Annotated in this window: 24 protein-coding genes; 17 read left to right on the top strand and 7 right to left on the bottom strand. The window is 33.5% G+C overall.

Features of this window, described 5'->3' with window-relative positions:
- Positions 1 to 65 precede the first annotated feature (65 nt).
- The 4 genes from B5P40_RS05215 to B5P40_RS05200 all read left to right on the top strand — a co-directional run bounded on the left by B5P40_RS05215 (position 66) and on the right by B5P40_RS05200 (position 3,858).
- Positions 66 to 407, top strand: a complete 342-nt coding sequence (locus tag B5P40_RS05215) for a DUF485 domain-containing protein (protein ID WP_000817375.1) — start codon at positions 66 to 68, stop codon at positions 405 to 407.
- Positions 408 to 409: 2 nt separating this feature from the next.
- Positions 410 to 1,960 carry a solute symporter family protein gene (locus B5P40_RS05210; RefSeq protein WP_002189050.1) on the top strand — a complete coding sequence of 517 codons (1,551 nt, stop codon included), beginning with the start codon at positions 410 to 412 and terminating at the stop codon, positions 1,958 to 1,960.
- A 189-nt stretch (positions 1,961 to 2,149) separates the two neighbouring features.
- On the top strand, positions 2,150 to 3,499 hold the full coding sequence (locus B5P40_RS05205) for an aspartate aminotransferase family protein (protein ID WP_016103047.1): 1,350 nt from the start codon (positions 2,150 to 2,152) through the stop codon (positions 3,497 to 3,499).
- A gap of 80 nt (positions 3,500 to 3,579) precedes the next feature.
- Complete coding sequence (locus B5P40_RS05200; protein ID WP_002030895.1) at positions 3,580 to 3,858, top strand: DUF3986 family protein; 279 nt, start codon at positions 3,580 to 3,582, stop codon at positions 3,856 to 3,858.
- A 63-nt stretch (positions 3,859 to 3,921) separates the two neighbouring features.
- Here B5P40_RS05200 and B5P40_RS05195 read toward each other — a convergent pair whose 3' ends face one another.
- Positions 3,922 to 5,085 carry a cation:proton antiporter gene (locus B5P40_RS05195; protein ID WP_002011888.1) on the bottom strand — a complete coding sequence of 388 codons (1,164 nt, stop codon included), beginning with the start codon at positions 5,083 to 5,085 and terminating at the stop codon, positions 3,922 to 3,924.
- Positions 5,086 to 5,353: 268 nt separating this feature from the next.
- Here B5P40_RS05195 and B5P40_RS05190 point away from each other — a divergent pair, with 268 nt between their 5' ends.
- Both B5P40_RS05190 and B5P40_RS05185 read left to right on the top strand, forming a co-directional pair.
- Entirely contained in the window at positions 5,354 to 6,184 is an 831-nt protein-coding gene (locus B5P40_RS05190; protein WP_002086530.1) for a MerR family transcriptional regulator, read from the top strand.
- An 89-nt stretch (positions 6,185 to 6,273) separates the two neighbouring features.
- On the top strand, positions 6,274 to 7,629 hold the full coding sequence (locus B5P40_RS05185) for an MATE family efflux transporter (protein WP_003188403.1): 1,356 nt from the start codon (positions 6,274 to 6,276) through the stop codon (positions 7,627 to 7,629).
- A gap of 38 nt (positions 7,630 to 7,667) precedes the next feature.
- On the opposite strand, the gene B5P40_RS05180 is transcribed toward B5P40_RS05185, so the two are convergent.
- The gene (locus B5P40_RS05180) at positions 7,668 to 8,333 is read right to left on the bottom strand and encodes a DUF421 domain-containing protein (RefSeq protein ID WP_002126540.1); all 666 of its coding nucleotides are present in this window, start codon (positions 8,331 to 8,333) and stop codon (positions 7,668 to 7,670) included.
- Between the two features lie 202 nt (positions 8,334 to 8,535).
- On the opposite strand from B5P40_RS05180, the gene B5P40_RS05175 reads away from it, so the two are divergent.
- The 5 genes from B5P40_RS05175 (at position 8,536) to B5P40_RS05155 (ending at position 11,769) form a co-directional block, all read left to right on the top strand.
- Positions 8,536 to 9,072: a YdcF family protein gene (locus B5P40_RS05175; protein WP_306475273.1), complete on the top strand. Its 537-nt coding sequence runs from the start codon at positions 8,536 to 8,538 to the stop codon at positions 9,070 to 9,072.
- 146 nt (positions 9,073 to 9,218) lie between these two features.
- Positions 9,219 to 9,536, top strand: coding sequence for a magnetosome magnetite crystal formation protein family (locus B5P40_RS05170; RefSeq protein ID WP_002011879.1), 318 nt, complete (start codon positions 9,219 to 9,221; stop codon positions 9,534 to 9,536).
- Positions 9,537 to 9,701: 165 nt separating this feature from the next.
- Positions 9,702 to 10,436, top strand: a complete 735-nt coding sequence (nfsA, locus tag B5P40_RS05165) for an oxygen-insensitive NADPH nitroreductase (protein WP_078175717.1) — start codon at positions 9,702 to 9,704, stop codon at positions 10,434 to 10,436.
- Between the two features lie 174 nt (positions 10,437 to 10,610).
- Complete coding sequence (locus tag B5P40_RS05160) at positions 10,611 to 11,156, top strand: sigma-70 family RNA polymerase sigma factor (protein ID WP_113708948.1); 546 nt, start codon at positions 10,611 to 10,613, stop codon at positions 11,154 to 11,156.
- 1 nt (position 11,157) lies between these two features.
- A complete protein-coding gene (locus B5P40_RS05155; RefSeq protein ID WP_113708947.1) occupies positions 11,158 to 11,769 on the top strand; it encodes a PH domain-containing protein in 612 nt (203 codons plus the stop codon).
- Between the two features lie 201 nt (positions 11,770 to 11,970).
- Here the strand turns inward: B5P40_RS05155 and B5P40_RS05150 are convergent, their stop codons facing one another.
- The 4 genes from B5P40_RS05150 to B5P40_RS05135 all read right to left on the bottom strand — a co-directional run bounded on the left by B5P40_RS05150 (position 11,971) and on the right by B5P40_RS05135 (position 14,944).
- Positions 11,971 to 12,696, bottom strand: coding sequence for a sulfite exporter TauE/SafE family protein (locus B5P40_RS05150; protein WP_078175669.1), 726 nt, complete (start codon positions 12,694 to 12,696; stop codon positions 11,971 to 11,973).
- Positions 12,697 to 12,943: 247 nt separating this feature from the next.
- Positions 12,944 to 14,161, bottom strand: coding sequence for an MFS transporter (locus B5P40_RS05145; RefSeq protein ID WP_113708946.1), 1,218 nt, complete (start codon positions 14,159 to 14,161; stop codon positions 12,944 to 12,946).
- Between the two features lie 6 nt (positions 14,162 to 14,167).
- Positions 14,168 to 14,635 (bottom strand): VOC family protein, encoded by a 468-nt coding sequence (locus tag B5P40_RS05140; protein WP_078175671.1) that lies wholly within the window; start codon positions 14,633 to 14,635, stop codon positions 14,168 to 14,170.
- 192 nt (positions 14,636 to 14,827) lie between these two features.
- Positions 14,828 to 14,944 (bottom strand): YjcZ family sporulation protein, encoded by a 117-nt coding sequence (locus B5P40_RS05135; RefSeq protein WP_000007805.1) that lies wholly within the window; start codon positions 14,942 to 14,944, stop codon positions 14,828 to 14,830.
- Positions 14,945 to 15,248: 304 nt separating this feature from the next.
- Between B5P40_RS05135 and B5P40_RS05130 the strand changes: the two genes are divergently transcribed.
- Positions 15,249 to 15,467, top strand: coding sequence for an aspartyl-phosphate phosphatase Spo0E family protein (locus B5P40_RS05130; protein ID WP_002189061.1), 219 nt, complete (start codon positions 15,249 to 15,251; stop codon positions 15,465 to 15,467).
- 55 nt (positions 15,468 to 15,522) lie between these two features.
- Complete coding sequence (gene hfq, locus B5P40_RS05125; protein WP_002012071.1) at positions 15,523 to 15,711, top strand: RNA chaperone Hfq; 189 nt, start codon at positions 15,523 to 15,525, stop codon at positions 15,709 to 15,711.
- Between the two features lie 38 nt (positions 15,712 to 15,749).
- Here hfq and B5P40_RS05120 read toward each other — a convergent pair whose 3' ends face one another.
- Positions 15,750 to 16,352 (bottom strand): HD domain-containing protein, encoded by a 603-nt coding sequence (locus B5P40_RS05120; protein WP_002086514.1) that lies wholly within the window; start codon positions 16,350 to 16,352, stop codon positions 15,750 to 15,752.
- Positions 16,353 to 16,523: 171 nt separating this feature from the next.
- Here B5P40_RS05120 and B5P40_RS05115 point away from each other — a divergent pair, with 171 nt between their 5' ends.
- The 4 genes from B5P40_RS05115 to B5P40_RS05100 all read left to right on the top strand — a co-directional run bounded on the left by B5P40_RS05115 (position 16,524) and on the right by B5P40_RS05100 (position 20,691).
- Positions 16,524 to 17,357 carry a MotA/TolQ/ExbB proton channel family protein gene (locus B5P40_RS05115; protein ID WP_113708945.1) on the top strand — a complete coding sequence of 278 codons (834 nt, stop codon included), beginning with the start codon at positions 16,524 to 16,526 and terminating at the stop codon, positions 17,355 to 17,357.
- 19 nt (positions 17,358 to 17,376) lie between these two features.
- A complete protein-coding gene (locus B5P40_RS05110; RefSeq protein ID WP_044441413.1) occupies positions 17,377 to 18,054 on the top strand; it encodes an OmpA family protein in 678 nt (225 codons plus the stop codon).
- A 151-nt stretch (positions 18,055 to 18,205) separates the two neighbouring features.
- Positions 18,206 to 18,574 carry a response regulator gene (locus B5P40_RS05105; RefSeq protein ID WP_113708944.1) on the top strand — a complete coding sequence of 123 codons (369 nt, stop codon included), beginning with the start codon at positions 18,206 to 18,208 and terminating at the stop codon, positions 18,572 to 18,574.
- 128 nt (positions 18,575 to 18,702) lie between these two features.
- The gene (locus tag B5P40_RS05100) at positions 18,703 to 20,691 is read left to right on the top strand and encodes a chemotaxis protein CheA (protein ID WP_113708943.1); all 1,989 of its coding nucleotides are present in this window, start codon (positions 18,703 to 18,705) and stop codon (positions 20,689 to 20,691) included.
- The last annotated feature ends 44 nt before the right edge of the window (positions 20,692 to 20,735 follow it).

The following is a 20,735-nucleotide window of genomic DNA, read 5'->3' as shown; positions in this document are numbered from 1 at the left end:
ATAAAATTTAGTCTTTAGGTATGCAAGGAGGAATTGTATTTTAAGTTAAGAGAGGGGACCAGAGAATGAAACGAGATGATACGTCAGCACGTAAGTTACAAAATGAGGTGAACTATACAGAAGTTGTTCAGTCTGAAGAGTTTCAATTGTTATTAAATACGAAAAAGAAGTTTATCGTTCCGATGAGTATTTTCTTTTTAAGTTTTTTTATAGCACTACCTATTTTAACATCGTATTCAAAGGTGCTTAATACACCGGCGTTTGGTGATGTGACATGGGCATGGGTATTTGCTTTTGCGCAATTTATTATGACATGGTCATTATGTATGATTTACAGCAAGAAAGCCGAATCCTTTGATGAAATTTCGCAAAAAATTCTGCAAGATATGCAAAAAGGGAGGGGCTGAATTTGAATACTACTGCGTTTGCACTATTTTTAATTATTGTTCTTGGTACGCTCGTCATAACCTATTTTGCATCAAAAAAAACGAAAAATGCGAGTGAATTTTATACGGCTGGAGGGGGATTAACTGGCTGGCAAAATGGTCTGGCTATTGCTGGGGATTACATGTCTGCTGCGTCATTTCTTGGTATAGCCGGAGCGATAGCGTTAACTGGGTTTGATGGGTTCTTTTATAGTATCGGCTTTTTAGTTGCTTATTTAGTTGTTCTATATCTTGTCGCAGAACCGCTTAGAAATTTAGGGAAGTACACGTTAGCGGATATGATTGCGGCACGTTTTGATGCGAAAAAAGTTCGTGGTATAGCAGCGCTTAATACGATGACGATTTCAATTTTTTATATGATTGCACAATTAGTTGGTGCGGGTGCACTTATTAAACTATTATTAGGTATTGAATATACAACATCTGTATTAATCGTAGGTACACTTATGACTGTGTATGTTATTTTTGGAGGAATGACAGCTACGAGCTGGGTTCAAATTGTAAAGGCTGTACTACTTATGGCAGGGACATTTATTATTTCTGTTATCGTTTTCTCCAAATTTAATTTCAGTGTGACTGAAATGTTCGCTCACATGAAAACAGCTACTCCATTAAAAGATTCGTTTTTAAATCCAGGAGTAAAGTATAAGGATGGTCTTGATACACTTTCTTTAAATTTAGGACTAGTCCTTGGTACAGCGGGATTACCACATATTCTTGTCCGCTTTTTTACAGTACGTGATGCAAAAACTGCACGTCAATCTGTTGTATATGCGACGTGGTTAATTGGCGCGTTTTATATTATGACAATTTTCTTAGGGTTTGGAGCAGCAGCGTTTGTAGGAAATGAGGCGATTATTAAAGCAAACCCTGCTGGTAATATGGCAGCACCTTTATTAGCAAAAGCATTAGGCGGAGATTTCTTATTTGCTTTCGTATCAGCAATTGCTTTTGCAACTATTTTAGCTGTAGTAGCAGGACTTGTGTTAACAGCAGCATCAGCATTCGCTCATGATTTTTATAATGAGATTATCCGTAAAGGAAAATCAACGGAAAAAGAGCAAGTGTCAATGGCTCGTTATGCGTCTATTGGAGTAGCGATAGTATCTATTATACTTGCTTTATTTGCTCAAACATTAAACGTAGCATTTTTAGTATCACTAGCATTTGCGGTTGCAGCGAGTGCAAATTTACCGGTTATATTATTTACAATCTATTGGAAGCGTTTTAATACAACAGGAGCAATTTCTGGTATGATTGTTGGTCTTGTATCAGCGATTGTTCTTGTAGCGTTAAGTCCAAATGTTTGGAACCCAGTAGCTGGAAAAGCTATTTTTATTGGAGAAGCGATATTCCCATATACGACACCTGGAATTATTTCGATCCCGCTCGGGTTTCTTGCAGCATATTTAGGAACTGTTTTCTCTAGTAAGAAAGAAGATGCAGCGAAATTTGATGAAATTCTTGTGAAATCTAATACTGGTCATGGTATTAGTGATGCATCTTCGCATTAAAAAAGAGGAGCTTTTCGAAATATAAGAAAAGCTCCTCTTTCTTTTGACATTTTCTTATAAATATTACTTTAATTTTGGTAGGATTTGTCTTGTGTTTGTGGAATGAAAATAGGCAGGGAGAAATTTAACTCATCATGGCACCAGCGCAGCTTTGTGAAAAATAAGTTGTTATGGAAGGTGGAAGAAATGATGAAGACAAAACAAACCGATGAATTATTAGCAAAAGATGAGCAATATGTGTGGCACGGAATGCGTCCCTTTAGTCCAAGTAGTACAATGGTAGGGGCAAAAGCAGAAGGGTGCTGGGTTGAAGATATACAAGGAAAAAGATACTTAGATGGTATGAGTGGTCTTTGGTGTGTAAATAGCGGATATGGAAGAAAAGAGCTTGCAGAGGCAGCTTATAAGCAATTGCAAACATTATCATATTTTCCGATGTCACAATCACATGAACCAGCAATTAAGCTCGCTGAAAAGTTAAACGAGTGGCTTGGTGGAGAGTATGTTATTTTCTTCTCTAATAGTGGATCAGAAGCGAATGAAACCGCTTTTAAAATAGCAAGACAATATTATGCTCAAAAAGGTGAACCGCATCGTTACAAATTTATGTCACGTTATCGTGGTTATCACGGAAACACAATGGCAACGATGGCGGCAACTGGCCAAGCACAACGTAGATACCAATATGAGCCATTTGCTTCAGGGTTTTTACATGTAACGCCTCCAGATTGTTACCGCATGCCAGAAATGGAATCACAAAATATTTATGATGTAGAATGCGTAAAAGAAGTAGATCGTGTTATGACATGGGAATTAAGTGAAACGATAGCAGCATTTATTATGGAGCCAATTATTACAGGCGGAGGTATTTTAATGCCACCACAAGACTATATGAAAGCAATTCACGAAACATGTCAAAAACACGGAGCACTACTTATAAGTGATGAAGTTATTTGTGGTTTCGGGCGTACAGGAAAAGCATTTGGGTTTATGAACTATGACGTTAAGCCTGATATCGTTACGATGGCAAAAGGTATTACGAGCGCATATTTACCATTATCAGCAACAGCTGTAAAAAAAGAAATTTATGAGGCATTTAAAGGAACAGGAGAATATGAATTCTTCCGCCATATTAATACATTTGGTGGAAATCCAGCGGCTTGTGCATTAGCGCTTAAAAACTTAGAGATTATGGAAAATGAAAATTTAATTGAGCGCTCTGCACAAATGGGTTCACTTTTATTAAATCAATTAAAAGAAGAAATTGGAGAACATCCACTTGTTGGAAATATTAGAGGGAAAGGGTTATTAGTTGGAATCGAACTAGTAAATGATAAAGCGACGAAAGAACCAATTGATAATGACAAAATTGCAAGTGTTGTAAATGCTTGTAAAGAAAAAGGGCTCATTATTGGGCGTAACGGTATGACAACAGCAGGATATAATAATGTCTTAACATTGGCACCGCCGCTCGTTATATCAAGTGAAGAAATTGCTTTCGTTGTTGGTACGTTGAAGACGGCGATGGAGCGTATTTAATTAATTGAGCGAGCTGTAATATACAGCTCGCTTTTGTTTATTACGTGAAATAGGATAGCTTTTTAAAGGAAGGGATATTAATGGAGAAATATGACCCTAGTAAACATTATCACATCGGATATTATGAAGATGGATATGATTTAGAAGTGACAGCGTATAAAAGAATAAATGAACCAATTTGGGATGCCTATATTCCACACTATGAGGTAGATGATTTTTACAAAAAAGTGGAGGAAATGAAGCTAGGTGAATATATAGATGATTATGGCATTAAGGTGTATTCATTTAGTAATGATATCGATGATGAAGAAGCGCGAACTATGTTTGAAAACTGGTTAAAAATGAATGGAATTGTTTAAAGATAAAATGAAAAAGGAGATTGCTATCTTATAAGATGGCAATCTCCTTTTATTATAGTAAACTTATTTACTTGCTTTCATTGCTTTATCTTTTGCACCAAAAGTGTATTTTAACATTGGTGGTGTAATCATTGTAGTTAAAATAACGACAATAACGATAGCTGTAAAGTAATCTTGTGCTAATAGGCCAGAAGAAAGTCCTGTTCCTGCGATGATAAGTGCAACTTCACCACGAGAAACCATACCAGCACCGATAATTGCAGAAGACTTTGCATCAAATCCAGTGATTCGTGCACCGAATCCACAACCAATTAGTTTTGTGAATACAGCGATAACTGTTAATGCTAAGATGAACCAAATTTGATCGCCAATACCGTCAAATGTAATATTCATACCGATACTAACAAAGAATACTGGAACGAACATAGCGTAAGCAATTGGTTCTACTTTCTTTTCTACTTCATGTTTGTAGTTCGTTTGAGAAATAGCGATACCAGCTGCGAAAGCACCGATAATACCAGCAATTCCTAATAGTTCGCCGAAGTATGCGAATGAGAAACAGATGATAAGCGCAGCACTAACGATAGACTCAGATACGCGAAGCGGTGATAACCAACGCATGATTGCTGGAACACCTTTCCATCCGATTAAAATGATAGAAGCAAAGAATACTACTTTCTTCAAGATAATCATTGTTAAGTTAACGTCATCTGTGCCTAAGAAGCTCATTGCAAATGCTAATAAAATAACAACAAGAATGTCATCAAATACAGCGGCTCCAAGCATCGTCGTACTTTCACGTGTTTTCATTTTACCTAAATCACGAAGTGTTTGAACGGAAATACTAACACTTGTTGCACATAGAAGTAATCCTAAAAAGACAGCATTCCCTTGTTCCATACCGACAACAAGACCGGCAACGTAACCACCTACAAATGGAAGAACGATACCTCCAAGTGCAACAGCTAAAGAAGAATTACGATTTGCGTTTAATTCTTCTAAGTCTGTTTCAAGTCCTGCCATAAACATTAAAAGAATAACTCCGACATTACTTAATTGTGTTAGAAGCTCTGAATTTTCAATCCATCCGAATATAGCTGGACCGATAACGATACCAACAATTAATTTACCGAGTACAGAAGGTTGACCTAATCTAACACTAAGGTCACCAGCGAGCTTTGTACTTAATAAAATAAGTGCAATCTGAAAGAAAAATTCGAATTCCATTTGATCCTCTCCTCATCATTTTTTATTTTTATCATACGATTTCTCGGAATTTGCCTAATGATAATATGTAAAGATCCATTAAACAAAGGGTCTGATTACAAGTTCTTTTGAACTTGTAATTTGAACCTGTAATTAATATATAATAAAATTTATTAAAAATCAATGAAAAAATAGCAGATTTTCATGAGAGGATTCGTTTTAGAAACGGGGGATATAGATATATAATAGGAAGTAATAAAGTTTACATATAATGAATGGAGAAAGAAAAATGTTATTAAATCAACGTTTTACAATTGGGGAAATGGCGAAAATGCATAATATAGCGGAATCTACATTACGTTATTATGATGAAAAAGGGATTTTTCATCCGTCAATTGTTGACCCTCAAACCAATTATCGTTATTACACAATTGATCAGTTTTCACTATTAGATACGATTAAATTTTTACGCCAATTGAACATCCCGTTAAAGGAAATAAAGAAATATATTGATGAACGAAATCCATCTTATGCGCTGAATTTACTTGAAAAACAACAAGAAATGATGCTGAAAAAACAAAGAGAAATCGAGTATGCTTTGGCAAAAATGGAACATAAAATCCATTTAATGAAGAAAGCGACGAAATCTGAAGCAAATCAAATTATTTATAAAAAGATACCGAAACGAAAAATTACAGCAATTGCAGTTGCACCAAATACAACGGATGATATGTTTGAATATTATATCCATTCGTTGCAAAAAAATATGAAGCAAATTGATAATAGTTTATTTTCAGGTGATATCGGTGTAACAGTTTCAAAAAAAGCATTAATGCAAAATGAGTTTCAAGCATATAACAGTGTGTTTATTTTATTGGATTACATGCCTTTTGAAGCGCATACTTCAGATGAAATAAAAGAAGGGATATTTGCCTGTTCTTATCACCATGGACCATATGAAGAAACAGACGCAACGTATACGGAATTATTAAAGCACATTGATAACGAAGGATATGAAGTGTGCGGAGATGCACTGGAACTTGCATTAATTGATTGGTCCGTAACAGAAAATCCGAAGGAGCAAGTAACGGAAATTCAAATACCTGTTGTTAAAAAATAGGCTTATATATTTTTCGATTCTCTATTGACCTTCAAGTAACTTGAAGGTTTAAACTGTGAACAGAGCATTGAAAAAGGAGCATTTATATGATGGAAACAACAGAAAAATTAAGAGAAAAACCAATTAAAAGTTTATTTATTACGTATTTAATACCAGCTGTTCTTGGGATGGTATTAATGTCGGTTAATATTGTGATTGATGCAGTCATGATTAGTAGAGGAGTTGGAGCGAACGGTTTAGCCGGAGTAAACGTAGCTATTCCAGCATTTTCAATTTTCTTCTCTATTTCATTATGGATTGGAATGGGCGGAGCAACGCTATATTCCATTGCACTAGGTGAAAATAAACTGGAAAGAGCAAGGTCTATCTTTACTCAATCTATGACAGTAGCAGTTGTTATCGTTGGCGTTTTAGCGGCTATTTGCTTATGGAGAATAGAAGATTTAGCATATTTATTTGGTGCGAATGAAGTGATTTTACCATACGCATTAGACTATTTACAGGTGTTATTAACATTTGGAATGATATACGTTTTAGAAAATATTTTAAGTACATTTATACGAAATGACGGAAATCCTAATTTAGCAATGGCAGGTCTTGTTGTAACGGCTGTATTAAATATAGTGTTCGACTATATTTTTATTTTCATCTTTGGCTGGGGTGTAACTGGTGCTGCTTCAGCTACTATTCTTTCGGCGGCAATTGGTTTCCTTGTATTATTAACTCACTTCTTTAGAAAAAGTAGTATTTTAAAATGGACGAAATTCCATTTTGAATGGGATACGGTTAAACAAATTATGGTGATCGGTTTCCCAAGTTTTACAGCAGAAAGTACAGTTGCAATCGTAACAATCGGTTTTAACATTGCATTCGTTCAATATGCAGGAGAAATAGGAGTCGCTTCCTATGCGATGGTGAATAGTATTCATGCAATGACATTATTATTATTCTTCGGTGTTGGTGCAGCATTACAACCAATCGCTAGTTTCCATTACGGTGCAAACTTATCAGAAAGATTGCGTGAAGGATTACAGTTTGCTGTGAAAATTGCGCTTGTACTTGGAGGCATTGCGATTGTTGTCGGTTTATTCTTTGGGAAATATATTATAGGTTTATTTAATGTTCAATCGCCAGAACTATTGGAGTTAACGTTAACAGGTATTAGTTTATTCTTTATTCAATATGTATTTTTAGGCTATAACATTGTGTATGGAGAGTATTTCCAATCAGTGCGACAAACGAAAAAATCAGTACTTATAATAATGAGCCGAGGTTTACTATTTGTTATCCCATTGTTATGGATTATGCCAAAAGTATTTGGTATAAACGGAATTTGGCTCGTTATGCCAGTAGCGGAAGTATTGACAGCAATTATCGTATTTACGATGAATCGTATGAAACATCCTGTTCCGTTAAACATGGCGAGAGAGAAAAAAGCAATATAGTGAAGAAAATCCCCTTGAACAAGTAAGGGGATTTTTTTTCATTCTTTTAAACTAATTGCAAAAGATCCATCTGTCTCCTGCACAGAAGCGAAAGCCACATTTTTAATATTTGTAACGCCTTTCTCCATTAACTCTGCATGTAACCACTTTTCATTTTTATGGATTAATTTTAAGTTATCGTATTGAATTTGTGAATCAACGATAAGAGCAATTGGTAAGCCTGCATACTTAACATTTATATTCAAATCTTTTGGAGTCAGAGGCACAAGTTCTCTTTTTGGTAAAATACTAATAGCTCCATTCGCTTCTAATATCGCATACTCAATTTCATGAACACTTGGATATCCTGCGACGCGAAGGTTAGAAAGCAATTCAGGGATCGGATATCTACTTTTTTGTAAGTTCTCAAAAATAATATCACCATGTTTAATTAAAATAATGGGGTGTCCGAGAATAAAACGATTTAGTTTGTTGAGTAGGCTTAATTTTGTAAGAAGCAAATGCAAACATGTAATAACGACCATACCGAGAAATGCTTGTAAAGCACCAGCGACTGGTATGGCTTGAAAAGCTAAATAAGATAAAAAGATAATAGCCCCAAAATCATGAGGAGTTAGTTGTGCTAATGCAGATTTACCAAGTAGCTTAAGTGATAGTAAAAATAAGATAAAAAAGAATGATACGTTACATAAAAAGAGAAGCAATAGGGACACTCCTTCGTGCGAAGTTGTACTTACTATTCCCGAAATTAATAGAAATATTACCTTTTGGAGGATAAATTAGGCTTAATTGGAATTTGTCTGTATACAAACGAATAAATGGATATTATGATGAAGGAAGTAAAGGGAATAGGGGTATATGGATATGAGAAAGAAGAAAATAATCAAGTATATTTTAGTTGTTATAATGATTTGCGCCGTATATGCGGGGTTTTTACAATATAACATTTATAAGCATGGGCATATGAATGCAATTGATGATGCGGATTATATAATTGTACTAGGATCGAAAGTAAATGGAACAAAACCTTCTTATTCATTGCAATATCGTATTGATAAAGCAGCTGAGTATTTAAAATTACATGATAAAACAATTGCTATTGTATCTGGAGGCCAAGGAAAAGGTGAAGATATTACAGAAGCATTAGCGATGAAACAAGGATTAATGAAACAAAATATTGCAGAAGACCGCATTATAATGGAAGATAAGTCGACGAGCACAGATGAAAATATTAAATTCTCAAAACCGTTAATTCCAGCCAATATGAAAAAAGGTATGATCGTAACAAACGATTTCCATATGTTTAGAGCGAAAAAAATAGCTGCAAAACAAGGTTTGCAATTAGAAGGGCTTCCGGCCAAAACACCGAAGCCAATTATCATTCCATCGAATGTACGAGAATATTTAGCGATTACACAATATTGGTTTATGAATCGAATATAGTTAAAGTAATCCCGCCCGAAATTTGAGGCGGGATTTATTTCGAGGAAAATCTTACAAAAATGTCATGTTCATGAAAGGTAAAGCGATAGTTTCTGGAAAGGTTTCCTGACATAATGAAGGTAACAAAAACTTTAGAGGTGATTCGGTTGAAAGGAAATAATATTTTATCTTCGCTATGTTACTTTAGTATCTTTTTTGCACCATTTTTACTACCAATTATCGTGTACTTCGTTGCGGAAGATGAAGTGAAATATCATGCGAAAAAAGCATTTTGGTCACATGTTTTCCCATATGCAATTTTATTTGGAGGGTTAGCTTTATCAGGAGTATACGGTTTAAGTTTCAATCAGTCTGAGAGCGTTGGAATTGGGATGGTTATAACGTATGCAGTGTTTATTCTTGTAGGGATTTACTACTTCATTTGGAATATTGTTAAAGGTATTAAAGTATTGAAAGCAGCTTAACGTTGTCGTTATGTGTGTAAAGTCGATATAATTTCATTTACCATATTAATATGTATTTAAAAAAGAGCAACTCACAAAGGAGTGCTCTTTTTTTGCTTATAAGTTGTGAATAATGAAAAAGATATGTTAATTTTTTATTATGAAGAGAAAAAAGGAGTGGTTTTTATGAATGAGATGATACATAAAATGGAGCAACACGTTTCAGTTCGTAAATATAAAGAAGAACCAATTTCAAAAGAGATAGTAGAAAGAATGGTGCAAGCTGCGCAGCATGCAGCTTCCTCACATTTTGTACAGGCGTATTCTCTTATATATGTAACAGATCAGGAACTAAAGGTTAAACTAGCTGAATTATCCGGGAATCGTCATGTGAAAGACTGCGCAGCATTCTTTGTATGCTGTGCGGATTTAAAACGTCTAGAAACTGCATGTGAGAAACATGGAACAGAAATTAAACATGAGGGAGTAGAGGACTTTATTGTAGCAACAGTAGATGCCTCATTATTTGCACAAAACTTAGCACTTGCAGCTGAATCATTAGGATACGGCATTTGTTATATTGGCGGAATTCGTAATAACCCGAAAGAAGTGAGTGAATTGCTTCATTTACCGGATAAAGTATATCCGGTATTCGGAATGACAGTGGGCGTACCAAATGAAGATCATGGAGTTAAGCCACGTTTACCGGTAGCGGCCATTCTTCATGAAAATGGATACGATGAAAAGAAATATGATGAAGTATTAAACGAATATGATGAAACGATGAGTGCGTATTACAAAGAAAGATCGTCAAATCAAAAAAACGTAACATGGACGGAATCAATGAGCTCATTTATGTCCAAAGAGAAAAGAATGCATATGAAAGAGTTTTTAAATGAAAAAGGATTAAATAAGAAATAAGTAAAAAGGCAAACCTGGAATGCGGGTTTGTCTTTTTTGGAGGAGAAATGTATTTTTTTGCTATCATATACATAGAAATAAAAATTAATAAATTTTTACAAAAGTGATAGAAAATGAGAATGAAATGCCAATAGTAAGTAAAAGCAGCTGCTAAAGGGGAACTGAGGAAGGAAGATGTTTATGATTTTTAATTCTGAAGAGGATTTAATTATAGCTATGAAAAAACGTGATCAAGATGCTTTGAAAGAAGTCATTGATCAATATGGAAAATTAGTTTTATACATTATTCATAAATCATTAAGTACCCCTATTGAGAAACAATATGTAGATGATTGTTATAACGATGTATTTACTATCATTTGGTTTCATATCGACCAATTTGATATAGCAAAGGGAAACTTAAAATCTTGGATGATTGGTATTACTAAATTAAAGGCATTGGAATATAAAAAGAAAGTATATAGAGAGAACAAAATGGATAAAGACGCAGAAATAGATAAAGGTATCCATGATAGTTATGAAATAGAACAAGAAGAAGAGATTATGGAAATAGTACAAGATTTAAATAAAAAGGATCGATATATCTTTTTAAAAAGGTATATTGATGGATATTCCATTGACGATATTGCAAAAGAATTAAAAGTAACAGCGGATTATATATATAATCGAATTTCTCGAGGGAAGAAAAAACTTCAAAAACTGTGGAAGGGGAGTGTGTAATATGGATAAAAGACTATTATCGATGTTAAACGAACTCCAATATTCAGAAGAAGAAATTACACGTTTAGAGAAAGAAGCGAATGAGTCTATAAATATAGATAAGTATTATGTGAGAAATGGAGAGTTATTAAAAAAAATAACTTTACAAATGTTGGAAGAGTCAATTCGCAACGAATTACAAGCTGGTGAAGAAATTGAGAAGGAACTGTTAGTAGACGAAGGATATATGGCAAATAATAAAGTAATACCAAATATATATTACGTAGGAGCTACTTTTTATTATTATATCGTTTTAACAAATAAAAGAGTGATTATGAAAGGATTAGATTGTTATTTTAAAAAAACAAATGAACATAGCATGCGAATAGAGGATATACAATCCATTTCGCAACATAAAAAAATGAAAAATGTCTTTGAGATTAAATATAATAACACTCATATACAATTTGGAAGTATTGAGTATGCACGTGAAGTTGCAATGATAGTTATGGAGTTAAAAAAACGCGGAGTAAAAGTAGAAAAGTATACAGATTTTGAAAAAGGGTTTTTCTTATTTTTTAATATATTCGTGATAGTAAGTGCAGGTCTTTGCTTTATAAAATATTTAATGTAAAAAGCGGCATAATAGCCGCTTTTTATCGTTTTATTTAGTACTCGATTTAAAATATTTGTCTTATGAAAGAACGATTATTGCTAATTGTAAACTGCCAATAAAGTTATTTGAGTTTTGATATAGAATGCCCCATCGCACTTGAAAATGCAGCAATAATTTCGTTTGAACCTATCTATTATTGTGCACTATCTAAAGCACCCTCTATAACAAGTTCAAACTTTCAATAAGAAGATACCCCCCCGTGCAACTTAAAAGGATATACGTAAATATTTTGAAAATCCGTTGATTAAGCCATTTGAAAGTAATTTGACCTATATACAAACCTAGAAATACGATTGGAATAGCATAAAAACTTGATTCCCAAATTGTTTTGTTTGTGCCAGTAAAGAGTATTTGAGTTAGTAGACTAATGAAATATATAAATAGATAAAAAGCTAAAGTAGTTGCTCTCAACTTCTCTTTTTTCGTATCAGTTCCTGTAAAGTAAAGTAACAGGGGTGGTCCTGGCATACCGATACTGGTCGTTAAAAGCCCTGATAATCCACCAACTATAAAATCTCTAAATGGTGTTGATTTAACCTTAAAGTTGCATATTAGCATCAATGTTAATAGTAAGAGCAGGATGCTAATTGCTAATTTAAAAGCGTTTATATTAATGGAAATGAAGAGTAAAATACCAAAAGGTACACCAACTATACTTCCAATAGTTAACCTTTTCAGTAGAATAAAGTCAATGTCCATTCTTATTTTCCAAATGAGTGATATTGAAATAACTAATGATAAAATAATATTAATTTGTATAGCTTCTTGTGGTAAGAATAACATTAGTAAGAAAGGTGTTGCCATTATGGAAAAGCCAAAACCTGTACTTGTTTGCAAAACAGAAGCCACCAATATAATACATATGAAACTTAATGTAATCTCCAAAATAGCCCTCCTATTTAATCAAATACAATAAATATTTTAATACCATGAAAATCGAATTTAGCTATTTTGAGCCTATAGCATAAGTGCAATGTTTCACAATCTTACTTTTATTTTAACATAAATACTTAGTTTCTTCTCAAATAGCATTCACGTATAGGGCCCATTAACGAATATGGTTGACATTTTCAAATAATTGTATTGTTACGCAGCGCTAATAAATGAGATCAAATAAAATTTGGTGAAGAATCTATTGATTATCAATAGATTCTTCACCAAGCTCACCGCGATAAAACAAGAAAAGCCATATAAAACTAACAAAAATACAGCATATAGCTAACAAGCTACCAATCACTTGAGGAGAAAGGATTTCTAAAAACCATCCTGTAATAAACATAGATAACTGAATAAGCGATCCGTAGATGGAATAATGAAATGAAAAAACTTTACCAATCATGTTTTCTTGCGTATACGTTTGTAGTAATGTCGTATCAAGTGGAACGATGATTCCTCCTGCTATACGCATACAGAGTAATGTAATGATACCGATAATAAGTTGATCGGATAGAATGAATCCGAGAAAGAAAATTCCTTGTAGTAAATAGGCCCAACCAAATGCTCTTTTCATTTTGTCTTCATTTTTAGACATATAAAGATTAACGAGGAGACTGCCAATCATAAGTCCAGCCCCTTGAACCGCATATAAAATACCAATGTTAGTGTGGAAGATTCTTTCGGCATAGATTGTTAGAAGTAACTGATAGGCACCTCCAATAATGCCCCATGAAATGCCGACAAGAATTAATGTTAAAATAATTTTGCTTTGTAATATGTATGTATAACCATCTTTTATATCAGTGAAAAACGCTTTTTTCTTGCTAAAAGTGTCACGAGAAGGGATCTTTATTTTATAAATAATATAGGCTGAAATAAAGTATGATAGGCTATTAATAAAAAAGGCAATCTCGATACTTAAAGATTGTGCAATGAGCCCACCTAAAGAAGCTCCCATAATAGACATAAAACCATTGATTGTACTAGAAAGAGAGTTAGCGGTTACGAAATGCTTTTGATGTACGATATTTTTTAGAGTTGATTGCTTAGCAGGCTCGAATAAGCAAGAGAGTACTGATAAGCATATATTAGAAACGAAAATAATTTCAATTTTGTAGAATGCTAATAAATAAGTGAGGACGATAATTCCTCGTAAACTATCAGTAAAAATCATAATTTTCTTTTTTGAAAAACGGTCTACAATGCCGCCTATGAATGGGCTCAGAAGAAGTTGAGGTAACCCTTTGCTCATAAAGGTGAGTGCTAACATAAATGAAGATTCTGTTATGCTATAGACGAGTGTTAATAAAGCGACAGTATGAAACCAATCCCCAAGTACACTTAATGTTTGACCATAAAATAATTTTTTAAAGTTTTTATTTGTTTTAAGAAGCCTGTAATAAGAAATTGACATGAGAAATTAAATCTTATCTATAAGTGATGCCTGTACTTGTTTTTTCCATTCACTTAAATACATTTTCTCTGCTTTAGGTAGTCCAACAGGTAATTGTGCAATGAATTCTAAACTATTTCCATCAGGATCGTTAAAATATACGGAGGCGTGTGCTAATTCTGGAAAAACGATTGGCTCAATTGGCTCCATTCCAAAGTCTTTTCGCGCTGGAATTCCTTTCTGTTTGAGCCAGTGTATTGCGTTTTCTAAATCGTGTAAGCTTACTTGGAAAGCGATATGTCGTAAGGATGGATGATAATTGACTGTGTATTCTTTTCCTTCCCAAAGACCAATCCAACTTTCATTTTCTACAATCCAAAAGAAGGCGATATCGTTGTCTCTTTTATATAATTTTAACCCCAGTGATTCATAAAAAGGTATCGAAATTTCTAAATTACAGACAGGTAAATGTGCTTCATAAAGACCCTTAATCATTATAATCCTCCTTAGTAAAAATGTTTCTTATTTCATAGTAAACGATTTCTTGTTAGTTGAAATCACAAAAAAGATGGACATAAATTCATACGAAAGTATGAAAAAACAGCTCAAATATGAGCTGTTTTCGTATAGTTTTTAGTTAACCTATTTCATTCATTTAGAGTTTAGCGAAAAGGATACGTATTATATTTAAAACCCTCCGCCGCCACCCCAACAGCTACATCCGATAATGATTAGAAGGATGAATAGCACGATGAGTAAAGCAAATCCACCGCCGAAACCAGCGCAACTACCACCAAAGCTCATGTTTTTTCCTCCTTTTTAGGAAATTAATCTATATAACTAATGGATTACTTTATAAGATATGTTTTTATTTAGAAAAGGAGCAAGTCTTACTTCTAATTAGACAAGAGCCTGTGATCGGATTTAAATGTGATATTTACTTTGTTTCATAGCGCTTTTTTTAAAATGGTAAAACAATATGGAAGTGTATACTAGGTGAATGTATTGCAAATGAAAGGGGTATGTAACTTACAATTACATTAAAATTTCTTTTCATAAATATAAAATTTGTAAAAAAAGCCATTTTTTTATTTTTTTATGAGTGAAAATGTACTATAATTTTACAAGTAATATTATGGGAAAAGGGAGTTTTAGTATAGAGATGGAGATGGGACAATTACACAATAAAATAGAACACAAAAAGAAAGAGTTAATTCAACTTGTTGCTAGGCATGGATTAGATCATGATAAAGTTTTGTTATTTAGTCGAGATTTAGATATACTAATTAATAAGTTTATGAATATAAAAGACAAAGTATGTAAGTGATTAATCTTTAATTTTTTATATTAGGATTATTTACTGATGAAGGAGAGAACAGTTATTGGAACATTTACAAGAAGAGTTGTATAAACAAATAAAAGAAGAAAAAGGTGCAGTTACTATATTTTTAAAGAGCGGAGTAAGAATAGTAGGGGAAGTAGTTGGAGTAGATAGATTTACAGTATTAATATTAGTAGATGGAAAACAACAACTTATTTATAAGCAGGCAATATCAACAATTATGAAATAAGACACTCATTTTGAGTGTCTTATTTCATAATTAAATGGTTATTGTTTACATGCTTCAACGTCAATGCCAGCAGCTAGTAATTTTTTTTCTCCGTCTTGTTCAATGATTTTTTGTAATCTAGATAAGAAAGAGTCAAAATCTGTATGTTTACCAACTTGGAAAGTCATTTTATGCTCAATTGGTAGCCAAGTATCAATATCAGCTTCGTTATGCTGAATTTTTACTTCAAGTTTATCAAGTGCATTAGCAACTTTTGCTTCATACGTTTCTTTCGCTTCGAACTCCATCCATAAATCGTATAATTCCACGCCAAGAGAACCTTCTAGTGTACGTTTAATATTTAAAATAGCCTTTTGCTCATTTTTTTGTTTTTGTAATTGTAATTCACGGCTATTCATCGTATCAAAGGCAGGAATATCACCAGCTTCTGCTTCGACAAGGTCATGAATAATAACCATTTTAAGTAATTTTTCTATATTTACTTTTTGATCCAAATAAGGCTCAACTAAGATAGCCATTAGGGACATACGCCACGTATGTTCAGCAACACTTTCTTGACGTCCGTTAGAAAGCCAACTATGTCGCATTTCATATTTTAGTTTTTCTGCTAATGCAATGACTTGTAAAATGTTATGTTCCATCGAGATCCTCCTCATATTTCCATACTATAATTCTAATGTGGAAATGAAATGTGTCAATTTTATGAGTATATTGCGATAAATAGATGATAAGCGTATAATGAATGTTATATGTGAAAACGCATTATTAAAATAAAAAAATGTTTTATAAAAATGACAAGGAAGGGAAGGAATATGGGAGACAAAAATCAAGTATTAGCTAGACCACAAAGAAAAAAAAGGAAGTTTGAAATTTCTAGCCCAATTGGCATTATAGTAGGTTTTACGATTGTAATAGCGGCAATCATGTTTGGCGGTGGTGGAATAAAAGGGTTTAAAAATTTCTTAGATGTTTCATCTATTTTAATTGTCGTAGGGGGAACAACAGCGACAATCGTTGTGGCATATAGATTTGGAGAAATAAAAAAATATATGAAAAGTATTTTTACTGTTTTACATAGAAGAGAAGAAGATTTAGAACAGTTAACGGATTTGTTCGTTGATTTTTCGAAAAAATCGAAAAAACATGGATTGCTTTCATTAGAAGTTGATGGAGAGCAAGTAGACAATCCTTTTATTCAAAAGGGGATTCGTTTAATGTTAAGTGGATATGATGAAGCAGAATTAAAAGAAGTATTAATGAGAGATGTTGAAACAGAAGTATATGAGTTAAGAAAAGGAGCAACATTATTAGATAAGATTGGTGATTTCGCTCCAGCGTGGGGCATGATAGGAACGTTAATCGGTCTTATTATTATGTTGCAAAACTTACAAGATACTTCACAAATTGGTACAGGGATGGCCGTTGCAATGTTGACGACATTATATGGATCTATTATTGCAAATATGATTGCAATACCGCTATCTGAAAAAGTGTATCGTGGTATTGAAGATTTGTATACAGAGAAGAAGTTTGTAATAGAAGCAATTTCAGAGCTGTACCGAGGACAAATTCCTTCCAAATTAAAGTTAAAACTTGATACATACGTATATGAAACGAAGATAAAAAAAGAAAAACGAGCAGCCTAGTAGTTTGAGGAGTGGTATGATGAGTAAGCGACCGGAAAAAGGATCGCCTCGTTGGATGACGACTTTTACTGATTTAATGATGTTATTGCTAACTTTCTTTGTATTACTAGTTGCGACTTCAAAGCAAGATACAGTAAAATTATCAAAGATGCTTGAAAAGTTTAGTGACGCGGAGCAAGTAAATGCAAAAGCAATGGAAAATACAATACCAGATATTTCACATGAAAAAAATGATGAAAAAGCAGTTTCAAAAAAGCGCATGGATGAATTGTATAAAAAGTTAAAAGCATATGTGGATAATAATGGTGTTAGTCAAGTGAATGTATATCGAGAAGATACAGGTGTTAGCATCGTTATAGTAGACAATTTAATATTCGATACGGGTGATGCGAATGTTAAGGTGGAAGCGAAAGAAGTAATTAGTCAATTAGTAGGGTTCTTCCAATCGGTACCAAATCCAATTGTTGTAGAAGGACATACGGATAGCAGACCGATTCATAATGAAAAATTCCCTTCCAACTGGGAATTATCTTCAGCGCGTGCAGCTAATATGATTCATCATTTAATTGAAGTGTATAATGTGGATGATAAAAGGTTAGCAGCGGTAGGATATGCAGACACAAAACCAGTAGCACCAAATGATTCACCGCAAAATTGGGAGAAGAACCGTCGCGTTGTAATATATATTAAGGAATAATATATTTCTATTTTAGTAATAAAATAATAAAAATACAGAAATTCTTTTAAAAAAATATTAAATTTTATCGTTTTATTTTGTATAATGAGTGAGAATGATAAGGTGAAATATTAAGATATTTTTATACATAGTAAGGAGAGAACCGAAAAGAATGGCACATAAAATTTTAGTTGTAGATGATGCGATGTTCATGCGAACAATGATTAAAAACTTGTTAAAAAGTAATTCTGAATTTGAAGTTATCGGTGAAGCAGAGAATGGCGTAGAAGCGATTCAAAAGTATAAAGAGCTTCAACCTGATATTGTAACACTAGATATTACGATGCCTGAAATGGACGGACTTGAAGCATTAAAAGAAATTATGAAAATTGATTCGAGTGCAAAGATTGTCATTTGTTCCGCAATGGGACAACAAGGTATGGTGTTAGATGCGATTAAGGGCGGGGCAAAAGACTTTATTGTAAAGCCATTCCAAGCGGATCGTGTTATTGAAGCTTTAACAAAAGTAGCAAACAGCTAATATAAGGGGTGCCACAAGGAATCAAAACAATGATAGTAGATAGATATGTGGCCCCCCTTTTTTCTTGTTTTAAAACACTAAATTGTTATACATAAATGAAATGTTTGTTAGACAGGTAGGGGATTAAAATGCAAACAGATCTATTAAATATATTTTTTGAAGAAGCAGAAGAACATTTACAGTCGCTAAATGAAAATGTGCTAAATTTAGAACGCAATCCTGCCGATATGGGTGTTGTAGGAGAAATATTCCGCTCAGCTCATACATTTAAAGGTATGTCTGCGAGTATGGAATTTACAGAAATGGCGGATTTAACGCATAAGATGGAAAGTGTTTTAGACGAAATCCGTCACGGAAATATGATGGTGAATGCTAATATTATTGATGTTATTTTTGAATGTATTGATAATTTAGAAAAGATGGTTGCAGATGTGCAGCAAGGCGGAATGGGTAATATAGATGTTGTATCAACGAAACTTAAATTAGAAGCATTATTGAATGGCAATGTAGAAGCTTCTATGGAAAATGTAGAGCAAAGTAGTATAAATAATGATGATACAGTTTCTCATGAAGTGTATATAACTGTTGAACAACAAGCTATTTTAAAAGCGGTACGTGCCATTATGTGTATTGAAGCGTTACAAAATTTAGGTAATATACAAAAAACGGTTCCAAGCATTGAAGAAATTGAAGCGGATGCTTTTGGATTTGAGTTTACAGTACATATGAATACTGATCATAGTGTTGAAGAATTGGAACGAGTAGTGCTTCATGTTTCTGAAATTGAGAAAGTAGAAGTGAAGCAAGGTAGTCATAAAGTACAAGAAGTCGTACAGGTGGAAGAAACGATTCCACAGGTTGAAACCAGACAGCTGAAGTCACCTTTAGAACTGCCAATTCAACCGGTGAGCAATACGTCAACTAAAAGTACTACAAAAACGAAAAATGCTAAAGTGGAGAATCGTTCTATTCGTGTTCAGTTAGAAAAAATCGAAACATTAATGAATATGTTTGAAGAAAGTGTAATTGAGCGTGGACGAATTGATGAATTAGCAGAAACGATTCAAAATAAGGAGTTAATCGAGCATTTAAATCGATTAGGGGATATTTCAAAAGATATTCAAAATGTACTATTAAATATGCGTATGGTACCAATTGAAACAGTTTTCAATCGTTTCCCGCGTATGGTGCGCATGTTAGCGAAAGATTTAGGGAAAAAAATCGATTTACAAATTAAAGGTGAAGATACTGAAGTTGATAAAATAGTTATTGATGAAATTGGTGATCCACTCGTTCATTTAATTCGCAATGCAATTGATCATGGGATCGAGACTATTGAAAAACGCCGTGATGCCGGCAAAAATGAAACAGGTACTATTAAATTAGAGGCGTTTCATAGTGGAAATCATGTCGTAATCCAAATTACTGATGATGGAAATGGTATTCATAAAGGAAAAGTATTAGAAAAAGCGATAAAAAATGGTGTTGTAACGGAATCAGAGGCAAATAAATTAACGGATCGTGAAGTGTTTGATCTTATTTTCCAACCAGGATTTAGTACAGCTGAAGTTGTGTCTGATCTTTCTGGACGTGGTGTTGGATTAGATGTTGTTAAACATACGATTCATAGTTTAGGTGGGCATTTAATTATTGATTCTGAAGAAGGAAAGGGAAGTACATTCAGAATTGAACTTCCGTTAACATTGTCTATTATTCAATCAATGCTTGTTCAAACAAATGATACGCGTTATGCGTTGCCTCTCGGTAATATAGTCGAAGCAATTCGAATTCAAAAGGAAGACATTCAATCATTACAAGGAAAAGACGTTTTAAATTATCGCAATCAAATTATTGAAGTAAAACATTTAAACAATGTATTTGGTGAGAAAACAGTAGAGGATGCGTTTGCATCATATGATAGTCAAATGGTTCCTGTATTAATTGTTCGTAATTCACGTCGTAGCTATGGACTTATTGTCAACACAATTATCGGTCAAAGAGAAATAGTCTTAAAGTCATTAGGCGACTTCTTTGCAGAGAGCTCTAACTGTTTCTCTGGTGCGACAATTCTCGGTGATGGACGAGTGGTCCTCATTTTAAACCCAGAAGGTTTATAATAGGAATGAAGGAAGCTCCCCACTTGTTGAACTGTACCCTATAA

The organism is Bacillus sp. SRB_8, from assembly GCF_003264205.1.
In the GTDB taxonomy this organism is placed as follows: Bacteria; Bacillota; Bacilli; order Bacillales; family Bacillaceae_G; genus Bacillus_A; species Bacillus_A mycoides.
This window is presented reverse-complemented; position numbering and strand designations above follow the sequence as displayed.